Annotated in this window: 15 protein-coding genes; 5 read left to right on the plus strand and 10 right to left on the minus strand. The window is 59.5% G+C overall.

The window, feature by feature from the left end:
* Positions 1-144: 144 nt before the first annotated feature.
* On the minus strand, positions 145-810 hold the full coding sequence (locus QFW87_RS28035; protein WP_283182082.1) for a fumarylacetoacetate hydrolase family protein: 666 nt from the start codon (positions 808-810) through the stop codon (positions 145-147).
* 36 nt (positions 811-846) lie between these two features.
* Positions 847-2,241, minus strand: a complete 1,395-nt coding sequence (locus QFW87_RS28040) for an FAD-binding oxidoreductase (RefSeq protein WP_134420760.1) — start codon at positions 2,239-2,241, stop codon at positions 847-849.
* A gap of 204 nt (positions 2,242-2,445) precedes the next feature.
* Here QFW87_RS28040 and serA point away from each other — a divergent pair, with 204 nt between their 5' ends.
* Complete coding sequence (gene serA, locus QFW87_RS28045) at positions 2,446-3,675, plus strand: phosphoglycerate dehydrogenase (protein WP_140675198.1); 1,230 nt, start codon at positions 2,446-2,448, stop codon at positions 3,673-3,675.
* Between the two features lie 47 nt (positions 3,676-3,722).
* Here serA and QFW87_RS28050 read toward each other — a convergent pair whose 3' ends face one another.
* Together QFW87_RS28050 and QFW87_RS28055 are read right to left on the minus strand one after the other, a co-directional pair.
* Entirely contained in the window at positions 3,723-5,054 is a 1,332-nt protein-coding gene (locus tag QFW87_RS28050; RefSeq protein WP_283188801.1) for an IS4 family transposase, read from the minus strand.
* Positions 5,055-5,176: 122 nt separating this feature from the next.
* Positions 5,177-5,602, minus strand: a complete 426-nt coding sequence (locus tag QFW87_RS28055; protein ID WP_283182083.1) for a DUF4399 domain-containing protein — start codon at positions 5,600-5,602, stop codon at positions 5,177-5,179.
* A 135-nt stretch (positions 5,603-5,737) separates the two neighbouring features.
* Here QFW87_RS28055 and QFW87_RS28060 point away from each other — a divergent pair, with 135 nt between their 5' ends.
* Positions 5,738-6,322 carry a transporter substrate-binding domain-containing protein gene (locus QFW87_RS28060; protein ID WP_283189357.1) on the plus strand — a complete coding sequence of 195 codons (585 nt, stop codon included), beginning with the start codon at positions 5,738-5,740 and terminating at the stop codon, positions 6,320-6,322.
* 129 nt (positions 6,323-6,451) lie between these two features.
* Here the strand turns inward: QFW87_RS28060 and QFW87_RS28065 are convergent, their stop codons facing one another.
* Both QFW87_RS28065 and QFW87_RS28070 read right to left on the minus strand, forming a co-directional pair.
* The gene (locus QFW87_RS28065; protein ID WP_283189358.1) at positions 6,452-6,937 is read right to left on the minus strand and encodes a DUF523 domain-containing protein; all 486 of its coding nucleotides are present in this window, start codon (positions 6,935-6,937) and stop codon (positions 6,452-6,454) included.
* A 2-nt stretch (positions 6,938-6,939) separates the two neighbouring features.
* Positions 6,940-7,572, minus strand: coding sequence for a 2OG-Fe(II) oxygenase (locus tag QFW87_RS28070; RefSeq protein ID WP_283182087.1), 633 nt, complete (start codon positions 7,570-7,572; stop codon positions 6,940-6,942).
* A 108-nt stretch (positions 7,573-7,680) separates the two neighbouring features.
* Between QFW87_RS28070 and QFW87_RS28075 the strand changes: the two genes are divergently transcribed.
* On the plus strand, positions 7,681-8,433 hold the full coding sequence (locus QFW87_RS28075; protein ID WP_283182088.1) for a DUF2059 domain-containing protein: 753 nt from the start codon (positions 7,681-7,683) through the stop codon (positions 8,431-8,433).
* Positions 8,434-8,536: 103 nt separating this feature from the next.
* Here QFW87_RS28075 and QFW87_RS28080 read toward each other — a convergent pair whose 3' ends face one another.
* Positions 8,537-9,484, minus strand: coding sequence for an alpha/beta hydrolase (locus tag QFW87_RS28080; RefSeq protein WP_283182089.1), 948 nt, complete (start codon positions 9,482-9,484; stop codon positions 8,537-8,539).
* Between the two features lie 96 nt (positions 9,485-9,580).
* Here QFW87_RS28080 and QFW87_RS28085 point away from each other — a divergent pair, with 96 nt between their 5' ends.
* Together QFW87_RS28085 and QFW87_RS28090 are read left to right on the plus strand one after the other, a co-directional pair.
* Entirely contained in the window at positions 9,581-10,162 is a 582-nt protein-coding gene (locus tag QFW87_RS28085) for a DUF6436 domain-containing protein (RefSeq protein WP_283189359.1), read from the plus strand.
* Positions 10,163-10,271: 109 nt separating this feature from the next.
* Complete coding sequence (locus QFW87_RS28090) at positions 10,272-12,671, plus strand: penicillin acylase family protein (protein WP_283189360.1); 2,400 nt, start codon at positions 10,272-10,274, stop codon at positions 12,669-12,671.
* A 116-nt stretch (positions 12,672-12,787) separates the two neighbouring features.
* On the opposite strand, the gene QFW87_RS28095 is transcribed toward QFW87_RS28090, so the two are convergent.
* The 3 genes from QFW87_RS28095 to QFW87_RS28105 form a co-directional block, all read right to left on the minus strand.
* Positions 12,788-13,753, minus strand: a complete 966-nt coding sequence (locus tag QFW87_RS28095; RefSeq protein WP_283189361.1) for a GlxA family transcriptional regulator — start codon at positions 13,751-13,753, stop codon at positions 12,788-12,790.
* Positions 13,754-14,184: 431 nt separating this feature from the next.
* Complete coding sequence (locus QFW87_RS28100) at positions 14,185-15,078, minus strand: ABC transporter permease subunit (RefSeq protein WP_283182092.1); 894 nt, start codon at positions 15,076-15,078, stop codon at positions 14,185-14,187.
* Positions 15,075-15,956 (minus strand): ABC transporter permease subunit, encoded by an 882-nt coding sequence (locus QFW87_RS28105; protein WP_283184647.1) that lies wholly within the window; start codon positions 15,954-15,956, stop codon positions 15,075-15,077. The genes QFW87_RS28100 and QFW87_RS28105 overlap by 4 nt, the downstream gene beginning before the upstream one ends.
* Between the last annotated feature and the right edge of the window lie 21 nt (positions 15,957-15,977).

A 15,977-nucleotide genomic window follows, 5' to 3' on the forward strand; every position in this document is an offset into this window, starting at 1 on the left:
GGGAAAGCCCTTTTGCGGCCGAGCACAAAAACCAATGTGGGAGCGAGCCTGCTCGCGAAGGCGGTGCGTCAGTCGACATTAAAGTTGACTGACACACCGCCTTCGCGAGCAGGCTCGCTCCCACAGGTTTTTGCGGTGTTGCGACTAGCGGACGCTGCTGGTGAAGCTGCTGGCGCCTGGCAATTCAATCACCAGTTCGTCACCGACATTCAGCGGGCCAACGCCAACCGGCGTACCCGTCAGGATCACGTCACCGGCCTGCAGCGAGAAGCAGCCGGCCATGTGCTGGATCATCGGCACGATCGGGTTGAGCATTGCGCTGCTGTTGCCATCCTGGCGCACTTCGCCATTGATGGTCAGGCGGATGCCAATGTCGGTCAGGTCAGCGAACGTGCTGCCGGACACGAATGGCGCAATCACCGCCGCACCGTCGAAGGACTTGGCGATTTCCCACGGCAGGCCCTTGGCTTTCAGCTCGGCCTGCTTGTCGCGCAGGGTCAGGTCCAGGGCCGGGGCGAAGCCGGAGATAGCATCCAGCACTTCTTCACGGCTCGGTTTGGTCGACAATGGCTTGCCGATCAACACCGCGATTTCCGCTTCGTAATGCACCGAACCACGTTCGGCCGGAATGCTGAAACCACCTTCCAGCGGCACTACGCAACTGCCCGGTTTAATGAACAGCAGCGGTTCTGTAGGCACCGGGTTGTCCAGTTCCTTGGCGTGTTCGGCGTAGTTACGGCCAATGCACACCACTTTCCCCAGCGGGAAGTGAATACGCGTACCGTCGACATACTGGTGCTGATAGCTCATTACCGACTCCTGTTTCGTGCTCTTGAGTTCGAAGAATCAAACAGCGAAAATTTTGCCCGGGTTCATGATGCCGTTCGGGTCGAACACGGCTTTGACGGCTTTCATGTACTCGATCTCAACCGGCGAGCGGCTGTAGGTCAAGTAATCACGCTTGGTCATGCCCACGCCGTGTTCGGCGGAAATCGAACCGTTGTACTTCTCGACGGTTTCGAACACCCACTTGTTGACGGTCGCGCACTTGGCGAAGAACTCATCCTTGCTCAGGTTTTCGGGCTTAAGGATGTTCAAGTGCAGGTTGCCGTCGCCGATGTGGCCGAACCAGACGATTTCGAAATCCGGGTAGTGTTCGCCGACGATCGCGTCGATTTCCTTCAGGAACGCCGGGACTTTCGACACAGTGACCGAAATGTCGTTCTTGTACGGCGTCCAGTGGGAGATGGTCTCGGAGATGTATTCGCGCAGCTTCCACAGATTTTGCAGCTGGGTTTCGCTCTGGCTCATCACGCCGTCCAGCACCCAACCCTGCTCGACGCAGTGCTCGAAGGTTTCCAGGGCGTGGTTGGCCACTTCTTCGGTGGTCGCTTCGAATTCCAGCAGCGCGTAGAACGGGCAATCTGTTTCGAATGGCGCTGGTACGTCACCGCGGGCCATCACCTTGGCCAACGCTTTGTCGGAGAAGAATTCGAAAGCGGTCAGGTCGAGCTTGCTCTGGAACGCGTGCAACACCGGCATGATCGAGTCGAAATCGGCCGTGCCGAGGACCATCGCGGTGAGGTTTTTCGGGGCTCGGTCCAGACGCATGGTGGCTTCGACCACAAAACCGAGGGTGCCTTCAGCGCCAATGAACAGCTGACGCAGGTCGTAACCTGTAGCGTTCTTGATCAGGTCTTTGTTCAGTTCCAGCAGATCGCCCTTGCCGGTGACCACTTTCATGCCCGCGACCCAGTTACGGGTCATGCCGTAACGAATCACTTTGATCCCGCCGGCATTGGTGCCGATATTGCCGCCAATCTGGCTCGAGCCTGCCGAGGCGAAATCCACCGGGTAGTACAGGCCTTTTTCTTCGGCGACGTTCTGCAAGTGTTCGGTGACCACGCCCGGCTGGCAGACCGCGGTGCGGTCGGTCATGTTCACGTCGAGGATCTGGTTCATGTAGTCGAAGGACACAACGACTTCGCCATTGGCAGCCACGGCCGCGGCGGACAGCCCGGTACGACCGCCGGACGGCACCAGCGCAATTTTGTGCTCATTGGCCCAACGAACAATGGCCTGGACCTGCTCGGTGGTCTTGGGGAACACGATGGCAGTCGGGGCCGGGGCGAAATGCTTGGTCCAATCCTTACCGTAAGCATTCAGGGAGTCGGCATCGGTCAGCACCTTGCCAGGCTCAACCAGGGTCTTCAGCTCTTCAATCAAGGCAGGATTGGTCATCGACAGAACTCTCGAACAATTCATGGTCATCCTGAGAACGCTTCACGTCGCAGGAATGAGTGTTTAGCGGGGTGCATATGCTAGCATACCGACCCCGCAGGATAGTGCCCAACGGCTATTCTGTGGCGACGGCTTTCTTGCCGTCCGGGTCAGCGTCTGCTGGCTATTTCCTGCCATTTTTCTCCGGGATACAGGTTTACGCAGATGAGCAAGACTTCTCTCGATAAGAGCAAGATCAAGTTCCTTCTTCTCGAAGGCGTCCACCAATCGGCTGTCGACGTCCTCAAGTCGGCGGGCTACACCAGCATCGAGTACCTCACAGGTTCTCTGCCGGAAGCCCAGCTGAAGGAAAAGATCGCTGATGCGCACTTCATCGGCATTCGCTCCCGCACTCAACTGACCGAAGAGATCTTCGATCAGGCGAAGAAACTGGTCGCTGTCGGCTGCTTCTGCATCGGCACCAACCAGGTTGACCTTAATGCTGCCCGCGAACGCGGCATCGCAGTGTTCAACGCTCCGTACTCCAACACTCGCTCCGTTGCCGAGCTGGTGCTGGCCGAAGCGATCCTGTTGCTGCGCGGCATCCCTGAGAAGAACGCTTCCTGCCACCGTGGCGGCTGGATCAAGAGCGCAGCCAACTCCTTCGAAATCCGTGGCAAGAAGTTGGGTATCGTCGGTTACGGCTCGATCGGTACTCAACTGTCGGTCCTGGCTGAAGGCCTGGGCATGCAGGTGTACTTCTACGACACCGTGACCAAGCTGCCATTGGGCAACGCCACTCAGGTCGGTAACCTGACCGAGCTGCTGGGCATGTCCGACATCGTCACCCTGCACGTTCCGGAAACCGCTGCGACCCAGTGGATGATCGGCGAGAAAGAAATCCGTGCGATCAAGAAGGGCGGCATTCTGATCAACGCGGCTCGCGGCACTGTAGTTGAACTGCAAGCGCTGGCGGACGCGATCAAGGACAAGCACCTGATCGGCGCGGCCATCGACGTATTCCCGGTGGAGCCTCGTTCCAACGACGAAGAGTTCGAAAGCCCGCTGCGTGGCCTGGACAACGTGATCCTGACCCCGCACATCGGCGGTTCCACCGCTGAAGCGCAAGCCAACATCGGTCTGGAAGTGGCAGAAAAACTGGTCAAGTACAGCGACAACGGTACGTCGGTATCGTCGGTGAACTTCCCGGAAGTGGCCCTGCCGGCTCACCCTGGCAAGCACCGTCTGCTGCACATCCACGAGAACATTCCGGGTGTGATGAGCGAGATCAACAAGGTCTTCGCCGAAAACGGTATCAACATTTCCGGTCAGTTCCTGCAGACCAACGAGAAAGTCGGCTACGTCGTGATCGACGTCGACGCCGAGTACTCGGAAATGGCGCAAGAGAAGCTGCAGCACATCAACGGCACCATTCGTTGCCGCGTGTTGTTCTGATAGTGACTTGAGCGACAAAAAAGGGAGACCCTCGGGTCTAATGCCAGTCAGTTAAGCTGACTGGCATTTTTCTTTCTGATCGGATATTTCGGTGATTTGAGCCTTATGGCGCGGGGATAAATGCGCTCTTCCCGTCGATGCGGCAGAACATAATGCGGGGCAGAGGCGTGCAGCTCGGCCAGATATTTGGGGATGTTCCCGGAACGGTCGGCCGAAACGCTGTTGATAAACCCTAAAATTGCCCAAGTACACGCGGTAAAGCTCATTTCGCACGGGTAAATACCTGGACAGTGGCGGCTCATTTCCACCATCTGGTAGCGCAGCAGGTTGTAGCCCAGCAACACACCCCACAGTTCCTGCTCGATCATCTCGGGCGTCTTGCTACGCAATGTATAGCTGCTGTTGAGCAGCGTCTGTTTCATCTCGCGAAACCCTAATTCGATCTCCCATCGCTGGCTGTACAGGTCGACGATTTCGTCGGACGGGAAGCGTAGCGGATCGGCCATCGACGTCAGGATCTGACAAACCTTGCCCTTGACGGTTTTGCTCAGCAATCGCGCGGTCAGGCGCTCCGGCAGCCCCGGCCATTGCGTGCGGGCCTGCGGCGAAGTGCTCAACGAGACCACAGCGTCCTGGCGCCCCAAGCGCTGAATCACTTCGTACTGCGCACCTTTGCGCAGAGGCATCAGCCAATGTCGCTCGATGCCTGCTTGCTGCCACTGATGCAGCAAACCCAAGGAGTAAAAACCGCGATCGAACAGCGTCAGCGAGTGATCGGGCGTGGTTTCGATCAGTTGCTCCGCCAGTTTCATTTCGTTGCTGCGATAGCCATCCAACGCGCTGCCGATCAGCATGTGGCTGGTCAACTCCATTTGGCAGACCATGCGCACCTGGGGGAAACCGGTGTCGCCATGCTGGTTGCTGGCGGAATCGTAGCGCGCCCGATTTTCGGGTGTATCGGGCGTTCGCCATACGACACCGTCGACCCCCAGCAAACGCAAGCCTGCCCAAGTTGGGTGATCCACGGCCTCATGCCAACTTTTCTGAGTCAGATGGAAGACTTGTCGTACAGCTTCGCTGCCTAATCGCTGACGGGCCTGGACTACGGCGCTGGGCGCCACCAGCGGACGTTGTCCCGGCAGCATGATGTTCATGCGGCTGACCACATCCCAGGCCGACATGCGTCGAAAGAACGCCATGGAGATCACGCACCAAAGCATCATTTCCAGCGGCAAACGCCGCTTGCGCAGGGTCGCCACGCCGGCCTGTTCAAGTGCCTGCTCGACCAAAGATGGATCGAGTAAAGAATCCAGTCCCTCGATTGAGTTAGGGGTGGAGGCGATATTGTGGGTCAGTTCCAGGGCCCGAGCGAGACGCATAAAAAAATCCGATGCCAGTACAGGCATCGGATTTTGATTTCTTGCGGCCAAAGGTCAAGCGAGAGGGCTTAACTGATCGGCATTAGACCCTCGGGTCTCCCTTTTTCATGCCTGTGGAAAAGTTACTTCACATTCACGGTGATTTTCTTCGAAACGATTGGCGGATCGAACGGCATGTGGCCGCTATCGCCCAGTTCCAGCTGCAAGGTGTGTTTGCCCGGCGTCAGCTTTACTTCAGCCTGGGTCTGCGCCTTGCCGAAATGCAGGTGATTGGCATCGTTGGGGATCGGCGCACCGGCGGCTGGCAGTTGATCGACATCGATCAGCAAGTGGTGATGGCCGGTGTTCTTGGTGACATCGCCCGCTGGCGCCAGCGCAATATTCTCGACAGCGAACTTGACGACGACGGTTTGCGGAACCGTGGCTCCGTCCGCAGGAGAAACGATGGACACTTCTGCACCTTTGGGAGCCGGTGTACCAGCCGTTGCCAGCATCGAAGCACCCATCAACAGGCCAGCCAATGCTGCTCGTGACATAAAGGTTTTCATTCTCTTCTCCAGTTTTTTCGTAAAATCCGTGTGGCCATGACAACTTCACGGCCAATCGTTGTCGAAGGCACTCGACAACCATAGCAAAGCGAGCCTGAATCAGAGCATCGCGATAATGAATTCAAAGGAGTGACCATGCGTTTTTTGCCTGGCCTGATCTGCCTGCTACCCCTTCTGAGCCCTTTGGCTCATGCCGAGCTGATTGACGATGTAAACGACCGAGGCGAATTGCGTATTGCCCTTGAGGCTAATACACCGCCCTTCAATTTCAAGGAAGACGGCAAACTCACCGGGTTCGAAGTCGAACTGGGGCAAATGCTGGCCAACGAACTGGACGTACGGGCCGACTTCGTCGTTACCGATTCCAGCGATCTGTTGCAAGGCGTTGAAACCGGCAAGTACGACGTCGCCATCAACCACATAGCAGTGACCCCGGACCTCGAGGATCGTTTCGACTTCAGCGAACCTTACATTCACACCAACGCGCAATTGATCGCGCAGAAGGAAGAGCCACGCTCAATCCTGCTGGTGCAATCGCTGACTGAAGAAAAGCCAAAAGACAGCTCGCCGGTTAGCCTGGCGATTCCGTTTCAGAAGGGTAACCCGGCGTTTCATGCCAGCCTGGAGAACGCGCTGCAGCGGATCAAGGCGGATGGGCGATTGGAGGCACTGGAACAGAAGTGGTTGGGGGTGGATACGAGTGTGGCGCCGAAACCCTGATTTCAGGGCTGACGAATAACTACTGTGGGAGCGAGCCTGCTCGCGAAAGCGGTGTGACAGTCGACATTAGGCTGCCAGACACATCGCTTTCGCGAGCAGGCTCGCTCCCACAGTGGTTTGTGTTGGTCGCTAGTCGAGTGAACTCAGGGATTGCGCAGCTTCAGCCAACTCCAGCTCACTGAAGACTTGAACGCCATGGCGCTTGAGCAATGCGGCAGTCACGCCTTCACCACTCACCTTCACACCACTGAACGTCCCGTCATAGGTCAACAGATTCCCGCAAGACGGGCTGTTGGCCTTGAGCACGGCAATGCGGATGCCGTGCTTTTGCACCAGTTCCAACGCCTGATAAGCCCCCGAGAGAAACTCGGCGCTGACGTCCTCGCCCTCGGTGGTGATCACTGAGCCGTGGCCATCAAGCACTTCAGCACCCTGCCCACCCGGAATTTCCGCCGCCGCTCTCGGCGTCGTCAACCCACCAGCAACCTCCGGACACAACGGCACCACCCGACCTTCATCAAGCCACTGTTGAAGCGGATCGAACGGCCCACTCGCCCCGCCGTCATAACGTACGAGGTGGCCCAGCAGACAGCGGCTAACCAGAATTTTTTGCATGATCAGAACGGCTCGTTGCCACGACGCCGGAACCAGCCGGTCAACGACAGGCGATCGCGGGTCGCGGGCAGGACTTCGTGGGGCACTTCACCCGACAGAAACACCACCAGGCATCCGCCGGTAGGCACTACATCGTGCTCGACGCCTTCACCCAGGTACATACGCAACTGGCCGCCGTGCTCGGGCAGCCAGGCGTCATTGAGATAGACCACCGCCGACACCATGCGCCGGTCGTCGTCGCGAAAGCGGTCGACATGCTTGAGGTAGAACGCGCCGGGCGGGTACAGCGCGAAATGGCTTTCGAAATCTTCCAGGCCCAGAAACAAACCGCGATTCATCGCCTCGCGCAGGCTGTCCATCAACTCCAGATAGCTATCGCACGCCAACGCCTGGCCGGGCTCGATCCACTGGATATGGTCGCCGCGAATCCCCTCGCGAATCTCGGATGTCGACCCGCGCCCCACGGCGGCCGGGGCCAGTTCGCCCTCGGCAGCACGTTTACGGCACTCAGCCGACAGTTCCCGGGTCAGACCCAGAGGAAGGAAAATATTCTGCTGCGACCAGCCATGTTCAGCCAGGTCGTCGACGATACGTAACAGCAGCGGGTGATCAGAGGGTATTGGCATGCCGCGCATAGTATTCCTGTGCCTGAAAATCCGACAGAGCCGCGCAGCGGCTTGATACGAATTCTCGACAAGGACGAATGCCACACGGAGAATAGTCGCCTGCTGACAGGAGTCCCTATGCGCCGTTTGCTTTTCTCAATGCTGATGTTCTGCGTTATGCCTGCTTGGGCAGACGGCCACGACCAGTTGTACAAGGTCGCCGGTTGGCCAGAACAACGCGCGCATTTCAACGACGCTCTCTCGGCCGCTCAGCAGCGGTACCAGAACAGCCTGCCGCCGGCAGTGTTCCAGGCGCTGGTGAACAACAGTAATCAGCGCTTTGACCCCCAGGCCGTGGACCAGCGCGCCGAAGCGCAATTGCGCAAGACCCTCGCCGATCCGAAACCTGCGCTGACATTCTTTCAATCACCCTTGGGCAAGAAAATCGTGGCCGCCGAATTGCTCGCTACCCGTCGCGATCAGTTGGCAAAAAACGCCAAGGGTTTGCCCAAGATCCAGGCCAGCGACAGCCGCATGCTGATCATCGGCCATCTGGCCCAGGCCTTACCCGTTCGCGAGGCTGGCGCGGAAGTCAGCCTGGCGATTGCCGGCGTCGCGGCTGATAGCCTCAGTTCGATGATCCCCGGCCTGCTCGGCGGTGGTCAGGCTCAAGGCATGTTGAACGGTCAGCGTCAGCGCTTGATGGACCAGATCGGCAACGACCTGAACAACACGCTGTTGTATGTCTATCGCGACCTGTCGGATGAAGAACTGGAAGAGTTCGCGACCTTCGCCGAGTCCACCGAGGGCAAGGCTTATTACCAGGCAGCATTGGCGGCGATTCGCGCGGGGCTGGCGGTGGGGCAGGATACTTCAAGTCTTCGCCAGTAATATTCGGCGCCTGTAGGATCGCTTTCGCGAGCAGGCTCGCTCCCACAGGAGTATGCATTCCAATGTGGGAGCGAGCCTGCTCGCGAAGAGGCCCGAACTACCGCTAAAGATTCCGACCCTTCATCCGCTTGCTCAAAAACCCGAAATACTCCCGCCGCAACGCCAGCGTCTCATTCGCCAGGTGATGCCGCGCCTCAGGCAACATCAGCACCTGCGGTCGATCGAACTTGCCCCGCAACACCTCAAGGTTATGTTCCCAATCCACGGTCATGTCCGCCTGCCCCTGAACAATCAGCGGCCGCCGCGTGCTGTCCGGTGCGGCTTCGATGCGTTTGATCCAACGCGCCAATGCACCGACCCAAGCGGTCGGCAAACGTAGCGGCTGCAATGGATCGGCTTGCAGGAAGGGCAAAAAATCCGGGTCGTTGGAGTTTTCGCTGAAGCGCCGGGCGATGGCTTTGACGAAAGGCTTGAGCAGGTAATAGCTGAGTTGCGACCAGCCCCAGGCCCGCGGTCTCACCAGCGGCGACAGCAGGATGACCTGGCCCTGGGCCGGACTGCTGGCGCCCTGATTGAGTACATGATCGATCACGATCGCGCCGCCGGTGCTTTGCCCGCACAGGTGCCACGGCTGCGGCAGATCGAGGGATTGTGCTTCGGTGAACAACCCTTGCAGCGTGTCCTGATACTCGGTGAAATCCTTGATGCTGGCCCGTTCGCCACTGGACAGCCCGTGTCCCGGCAGGTCGCAGGCAATCACCGCAAAATCCTGATCCAGCGCCCATTCGATCACATGCCGGTAAAGCCCGGCGTGATCGTAAAAACCGTGGAACAAAAACAGCGTCGCCTTCGCCCGCTCGGGCCACCAGACCTGGCTGACCACTTCATAACCATCGACCGCGAAACGTCCAAGGCCACTGCGCACGTTACGCCCCGCAAAATCCAGCCCGTAGAAGCGCTGGTAAGCCAGCGCTTCCACCGACAGCGGCTGCCAGTCGGCCAGCGGCCGCAGGCTGGCACGCAGATGATCGGAGTCGAAAGTGGCAGACATGAGCAATTCCAGAACGCAAACGGACTTTATGGGCCTGCGATATTCATCTGTTGGGACAAGCATGGCAAGCTAGCGCACCTTCGAGGACTGAAATCCATGCGCTCGCCCTTCCGCGCCACACTGCTTGCCAGCCTGCTCGCCCTCGTGTGTGCCGGCGTGCTGTGGACTGCCTACGACTGGTTTCAGGGCCGCTACCTGCGAGCGTTCAGCGAGCACACCGCGGTGTTCTCCGGCGACCCGCTGCGCCTGCCCGACCCTCTCGCCGGCCCCGGCGCCATCCGCCTCGTGCACTTCTGGGACCCGGCCTGCCCGTGCAACGTCGGTAACCAACAACACCTGAGCGAACTGGTTGAGCACTATGTACCGCAAGGCGTGGAGTTTTATGCGGTACAAAAGCCTGGCAGCCACGGTCAGTTACCGAGCACCTTAAGCAGCCTGAAAAGCATCGCCGTCCTCCCAGGCTCCGAACAGATCCCCGCCAGCCCGGCCGTGGCGATCTGGGATCGCAGCGGCAAACTGGCGTATTTCGGCCCGTACAGCGAAGGCCTGACCTGCAATTCGAACAACAGCTTTATCGAGCCGATCCTGCAAGCGTTGAACGAAGGGCGCGCGGTGAATGCCACGCACACACTGGCGGTGGGTTGTTACTGCCCGTGGCCCGTCGACACAACGAAGTAAGGCTGACAGGAGACGCGAATACCTCCTAAGTGCGATGGCCTTATCGCCAAGCCGTGTTAAAACAGTGCCGCCAGGGATCTGCTGCCACTCATAACAACAAGGAACCACCATGAAACGTAGCCTGACCGTTCTCGCCCTGCTGATTGTCGCACTCGCCGCAGGTGCCGGCGGGTACGTCTACAGCAAGCAGCCGACACGCCAGGGCATGGTGGAGCTGCGACACCTGCAAGGTTCGGTCACCGTGCGCTACGACGAGCGCGGCATCCCGCACATCCGCGCCGAGAACGAAACCGACCTGTACCGCGCCCTCGGGTACGTGCACGCCCAGGACCGGCTGTTTCAGATGGAAGTCCTGCGCCGCCTCGCCCGCGGCGAGCTGGCCGAGGTCCTGGGCCCGAAACTGCTCGACACTGACAAGCTGATGCGCAGTCTGCGCATTCGTGAACGCGCCGACACCTACCTGGCGAATCTGGACCAACAGTCGCCGACCTTTATCGCCATGCAAGCCTATCTGGACGGCATTAACCAGTATCAGGACAGCCATCCAAAACCCGCAGAGTTTGATGTTCTGGGCATCCCCAAACGCCCGTTCACTGCTCAGGACACCATCAGCATCGCCGGCTACATGGCCTACAGTTTTGCCGCGGCGTTTCGCACTGAACCGTTGCTGACCTACGTGCGCGATCAGTTGGGCGCCAACTACCTGAACGTCTTCGATCTCGACTGGCAGCCCAAAGGTGTGCTCAACGGCAGCACGCTGCCCCTCGCCAGCACCGACTGGAAAGACCTCAATACCCTCGCCCGCCTTAGCGAACACGCACTCGCCGACAACGGTTTGCCGCAGTTCGAGGGCAGCAACGCCTGGGTCGTCTCTGGAGGCCGAACCAAAAGCGGCAAACCGCTGTTGGCCGGCGACCCGCATATACGCTTTTCCGCGCCGTCGGTGTGGTACGAAGCGCACCTCTCGGCGCCGGGTTTCGAGCTCTACGGCCACTATCAGGCATTGATGCCGTTCGCCTCTCTCGGGATGAACCGCGACTTCGGCTGGAGCATCACCATGTTCCAGAACGACGACCTCGATCTGATCGCCGAAAAGGTCAACCCGGACAACCCCAATCAGGTCTGGTATCGCGGCAAGTGGGTGGACATGGTGACCAGCGAACAGCAGATCGCGGTCAAGGGCCAGGCACCGGTAACACTGGTGCTGCGCCAGTCGCCCCACGGCCCGATCGTCAACGATGCGTTGGGCAGCGGCGTCGGCAAAACGCCGATCGCCATGTGGTGGGGTTTTCTCGAAAGCCAGAATCCGATCCTTGAGGGCTTCTATCAGCTCAACCGCGCCGACACCCTGGCCAAGGCGCGCAGTGCCTCCGCAAAGGTTCAGGCGCCGGGCCTGAACATCGTCTGGGCCAACGCCAAGGGCGACATCGGCTGGTGGGCAGCGGCGCAACTGCCAAAACGTCCGGCGGGTGTGCATCCGGGGTTCATCCTCGATGGCAGCACCGCCGACGCGGATAAGGAAGGTTTTTACCCGTTCAGCGCCAACCCACAGGAAGAGAACCCGGCACGCGGTTACATCGTCTCGGCCAACTTCCAGCCGGTGTCGCCGACCGGCATGGAGATACCCGGTTACTACAACCTGGCCGATCGAGGTCAGCAGCTCAATCGTCAGCTCAGCGACAAAACCATCAAGTGGGATCTGGACGCCAGCCAGAAGCTGCAACTGGGCACCACCACCGCCTACGGCCCGCGTTTGCTGGCGCCGTTGTTGCCCGTACTGCGTGAAGGGGTGAGCGATCCCGCCGAACTCAAACTGGTTGAGCAACTGGCCCAATGGAAAGGCGACTACCCGCTCGACTCCACCAGCGCCACGCTGTTCAACCAGTTCCTGTTCAACCTGGCTGACGCGACGATGCGAGATGAACTGGGCAATGACTTCTTCGAGACTTTGCTGTCGACCCGGGTGATTGATTCCGCACTGCCTCGCCTGGCCGCGACTGCCGATTCGCCGTGGTGGGACAACCGCAACACCCTCGGCAAGGAAACCCGCGCCGATACGGTCAAGGTTGCGTGGCAGGCGAGCATTGCTCATCTCAAAACCACCCTCGGCGGCGATTTCGCGCAATGGCAGTGGGGCAAGGCGCACACGCTGACACATGGCCATCCGGTGGGACAGCAAAAGCCGCTGGATCGTCTCTTCAATGTCGGCCCGTTCGCGGCGCCAGGCACTCACGAAGTGCCGAACAACCTTTCGGCGAAAATCGGTCCGGCGCCATGGCCAGTGACTTATGGTCCGTCGACCCGCCGCCTGATCGACTTCGCCGACCCGACCCACAGCCTGACCGTCAACCCGGTTGGCCAGAGTGGCGTACCGTTCGACAGCCACTATGACGACCAGGCTGAGGCGTATATCGAAGGGATCTACTACCAGGCGCATCTCAATGAAGAAGAGGTTACGGCCAATACGCGGAGCACGTTGAAGCTGTTGCCGGCACGGGCTGCGCAGTAGATTTTTGTTGGCCGGGCTGACGCCTTCGCAGGCAAGCCCGCTCCCACAGGAGAATGCATTCCAATGTGTGCGGGCTTGCTCGCGAAGAGGCCATCACAGGCAACAACAATGCCTGCTCAAACCATCGCCGCAAAGTTCAGCCTGAACTGCTGCGGCGTCACCCCCAGCCTGCGGTTGAACACACTGCGCATGTGCTGGGCATCGCGAAATCCGCACTGATAAGCCACGGTCTTCAGCGGCGACTGGGTGCTTTCGAGCAGCACCCGCGCCGCATCCACTCTGGCCCGTTCAACGAATTCCGCCGGGGTGACTTTCGCCTCTTTGGCAAACACCCGGGAAAAGTTGCGGGCGCTCATGGTGGCGGCGTTGGCCAGGTCGGCAATTGTCAGGTCGCCCGTCAGGTTGGCCAACACGTAGAGCTGCACCAACGCCACGGCAGAAGTGGGTTCGGCATGTGGCGTGAGGAATGGGCTGAACTGTGACTGCCCGCCCGAGCGCTGAGTGAACACCACCAATCGTTTTGCCACACTCAATGCGACTTCCGGCCCGTGATCCCTGGCCAGCAAGTACAGCGACAGATCAATCCCGGCCGTGACACCCGCCGAGGTGTAGAGCTCGCCGTCCTCCACGTAAAGACGATCCGCCTCGACCTGAGTCGACGGGCACAACTGCGCCAGCGCCGCGGCGTCGCCCCAGTGGGTGGTCACCGTTCGCCCGTCCAGCAATCCGGCCCGGGCGAGCATGAACGCGCCGTTGCAGATCGAGCCAAAGCGTTGCGCCCGTGTGCAGGCATCGCGCAGCCAGGCATCGAAGGCCGCACCAAAATCCATGAACGGCAACCGCGGCCCACCGGCCACCAGCAGCAGGTCGTAAGCCTCCAGCGCTTCGCTGAAATGCCGATGGGCATTGAGTGACAAACCGTTGGAACACGCCATCACCCTGCGCTCGACGCCAATCACCTCCAGTCGATAGTGATCTGCCGGCTCAAGGAAACGATTGGCTTCGCAAAACACATCCATGGGACCGGTGACGTCCAGGGACTGAACGCCGGCGAAGACCACGATGGCAACGGTTTTACTCATGGCAAGATTCGCCTTCCAGGTATTGAAATGAAAGTCGGCCATCACACGATCTGTAATTGAATGGACTCGCCCACGCCGAGGCTGCGTCCGGCTGCGCAGCAGTCGTGAAATCAGGCACTGCGGTCTTTCAGGTGAATCGCGTGCGCAGGGTTTGCGACTGCTGCGCAGCCGGACGCAGCCTCGCGGGCTCGGCAGCTGCTACAGGGCATGCGTGCAACCTGGATTCAAACTTAGCCAATCCTCGCGCAACAAGCGAGTTGGCGCGATATGCATGCTCATTGGCCGGGATCGCAGCTATGGATCGATTGTCCGGTTTCGGGGGCGCGGCTTCAAACCGATGAACTTCGTCGAGATCATCCGCAAGTCACCTTGGGTTTCCTGAAGAACACACCTGATCGTTCCCACTCCGCGTGGGAACGATCAGGTGAGGATCAAGCAGCTTCCGGAGCCTGCTGAGCGCGACGTACGTCCGGTTGTTTCCAGGAGTCGGCTGCGCTTTCTTCGATCGCCTGCTGGATTGCACGCTTGCGCGCTTCTTCGGCACGGCGGCTGAAGAACCAGACCAGGAAGGTCATCAGCGATACCGCCAGCAGAATCAGGCTGGCCACGGCGTTGATCTCGGGTTTCACGCCCAGACGCACCGCCGAGAACACTTCCATCGGCAGGGTCGTGGAACCCGGACCCGATACGAAGCTCGCCAACACCAGGTCATCCAGCGACAGGGCGAAGGACATCATGCCACCGGCCCCCAGGGATGGCGCGATCATCGGAATGGTGATCAGGAAGAACACCTTCCACGGCTTCGCACCGAGGTCCATGGCCGCCTCTTCGATGGACAGGTCAAGCTCGCGCAAACGCGCCGATACCACCACCGCCACATAGGCTGAACAGAAGGTCGTGTGGGCGATCCAGATGGTGACGAGGCCGCGTTCCTGCGGCCAGCCAATCATCTGCGCCATGGCGACGAACAGCAGCAACAGCGACAGACCGGTGATTACTTCAGGCATCACCAGCGGCGCGGTGACCAGGCCACCGAACAGCGTGCGACCCTTGAAGTGGGTGATACGGGTCAGCACGAATGCCGCCAACGTACCCAGCGCCACCGCCGCCACCGCCGTGTAGCAAGCGATTTCCAGCGAGCGCACCACCGACCCCATCAACTGGGTGTTGTCCATCAACCCGACGTACCACTTGATCGACCAACCGCCCCACACCGTCACCAGTTTCGAGGCGTTGAACGAGTAGATCACCAGGATCAGCATCGGCGCGTAGATGAACAGCAAACCCGCTACCAGCATGAAACTCGAAAAACGGAAGCGCTTCATTCCTTGCCCTCCATTTCTTTGGCCTGACTACGGTTGAACAGGATGATCGGCACAATCAGGATCAACAACATCACCACTGCCAGGGCAGAGGCCACCGGCCAGTCACGGTTGTTGAAGAACTCTTGCCAGAGCACTTTACCGATCATGAGGGTTTCCGGACCGCCGAGCAGTTCCGGGATCACGAACTCGCCCACCACCGGAATGAACACCAGCATGCAACCGGCGACGATGCCGTTCTTGGACAGCGGAATGGTGATCTTCCAGAAGCTGTTGAAGGTGCTCGAACCCAGATCGGACGCGGCTTCCAGCAAACTGTTGTCGTGCTTCACCAGGTTGGCATAGAGCGGCAGGATCATGAACGGCAGGTACGAATACACCACGCCGATATACACGGCGAGGTTGGTGTTGAGGATCTGCAGCGGTTCGTCGATCCAGCCCATGGTCATCAGGAAACCGTTGAGCAAACCGTTGTTGCTGAGGATGCCCATCCACGCATACACGCGGATCAGGATCGCGGTCCAGGTCGGCATCATGATCAGCAGCACCAGCACCGTCTGCATCTCTTTACGGGCGCTGGCAATGGCGTAGGCCATCGGGTAACCGATCAGCAAACAGAGGATGGTGCTGATCAGCGCCATCTTCAACGAACCGAGGTACGCGGCGATGTACAACTCGTCACCGGCGAGCATCGCGTAGTTGCCGAGGTTGAGCAGCACCTGCAGCTTCTGCTCGACGAAGCTATAGATCTCGGTGTACGGCGGAATGGCCACGTCGGCTTCGGCGAAGCTGATCTTCAGAACAATGAAGAACGGCAACATGAAGAACATGAACAGCCAAATGAACGGAACCCCGATGACCAGCTGACGGCCACCGGGAATTATTCGATTGAGGCGGCGTTT

This window comes from Pseudomonas sp. PMCC200344 (genome assembly GCF_030053095.1).
GTDB lineage: Bacteria > Pseudomonadota > Gammaproteobacteria > Pseudomonadales > Pseudomonadaceae > Aquipseudomonas > Aquipseudomonas svalbardensis.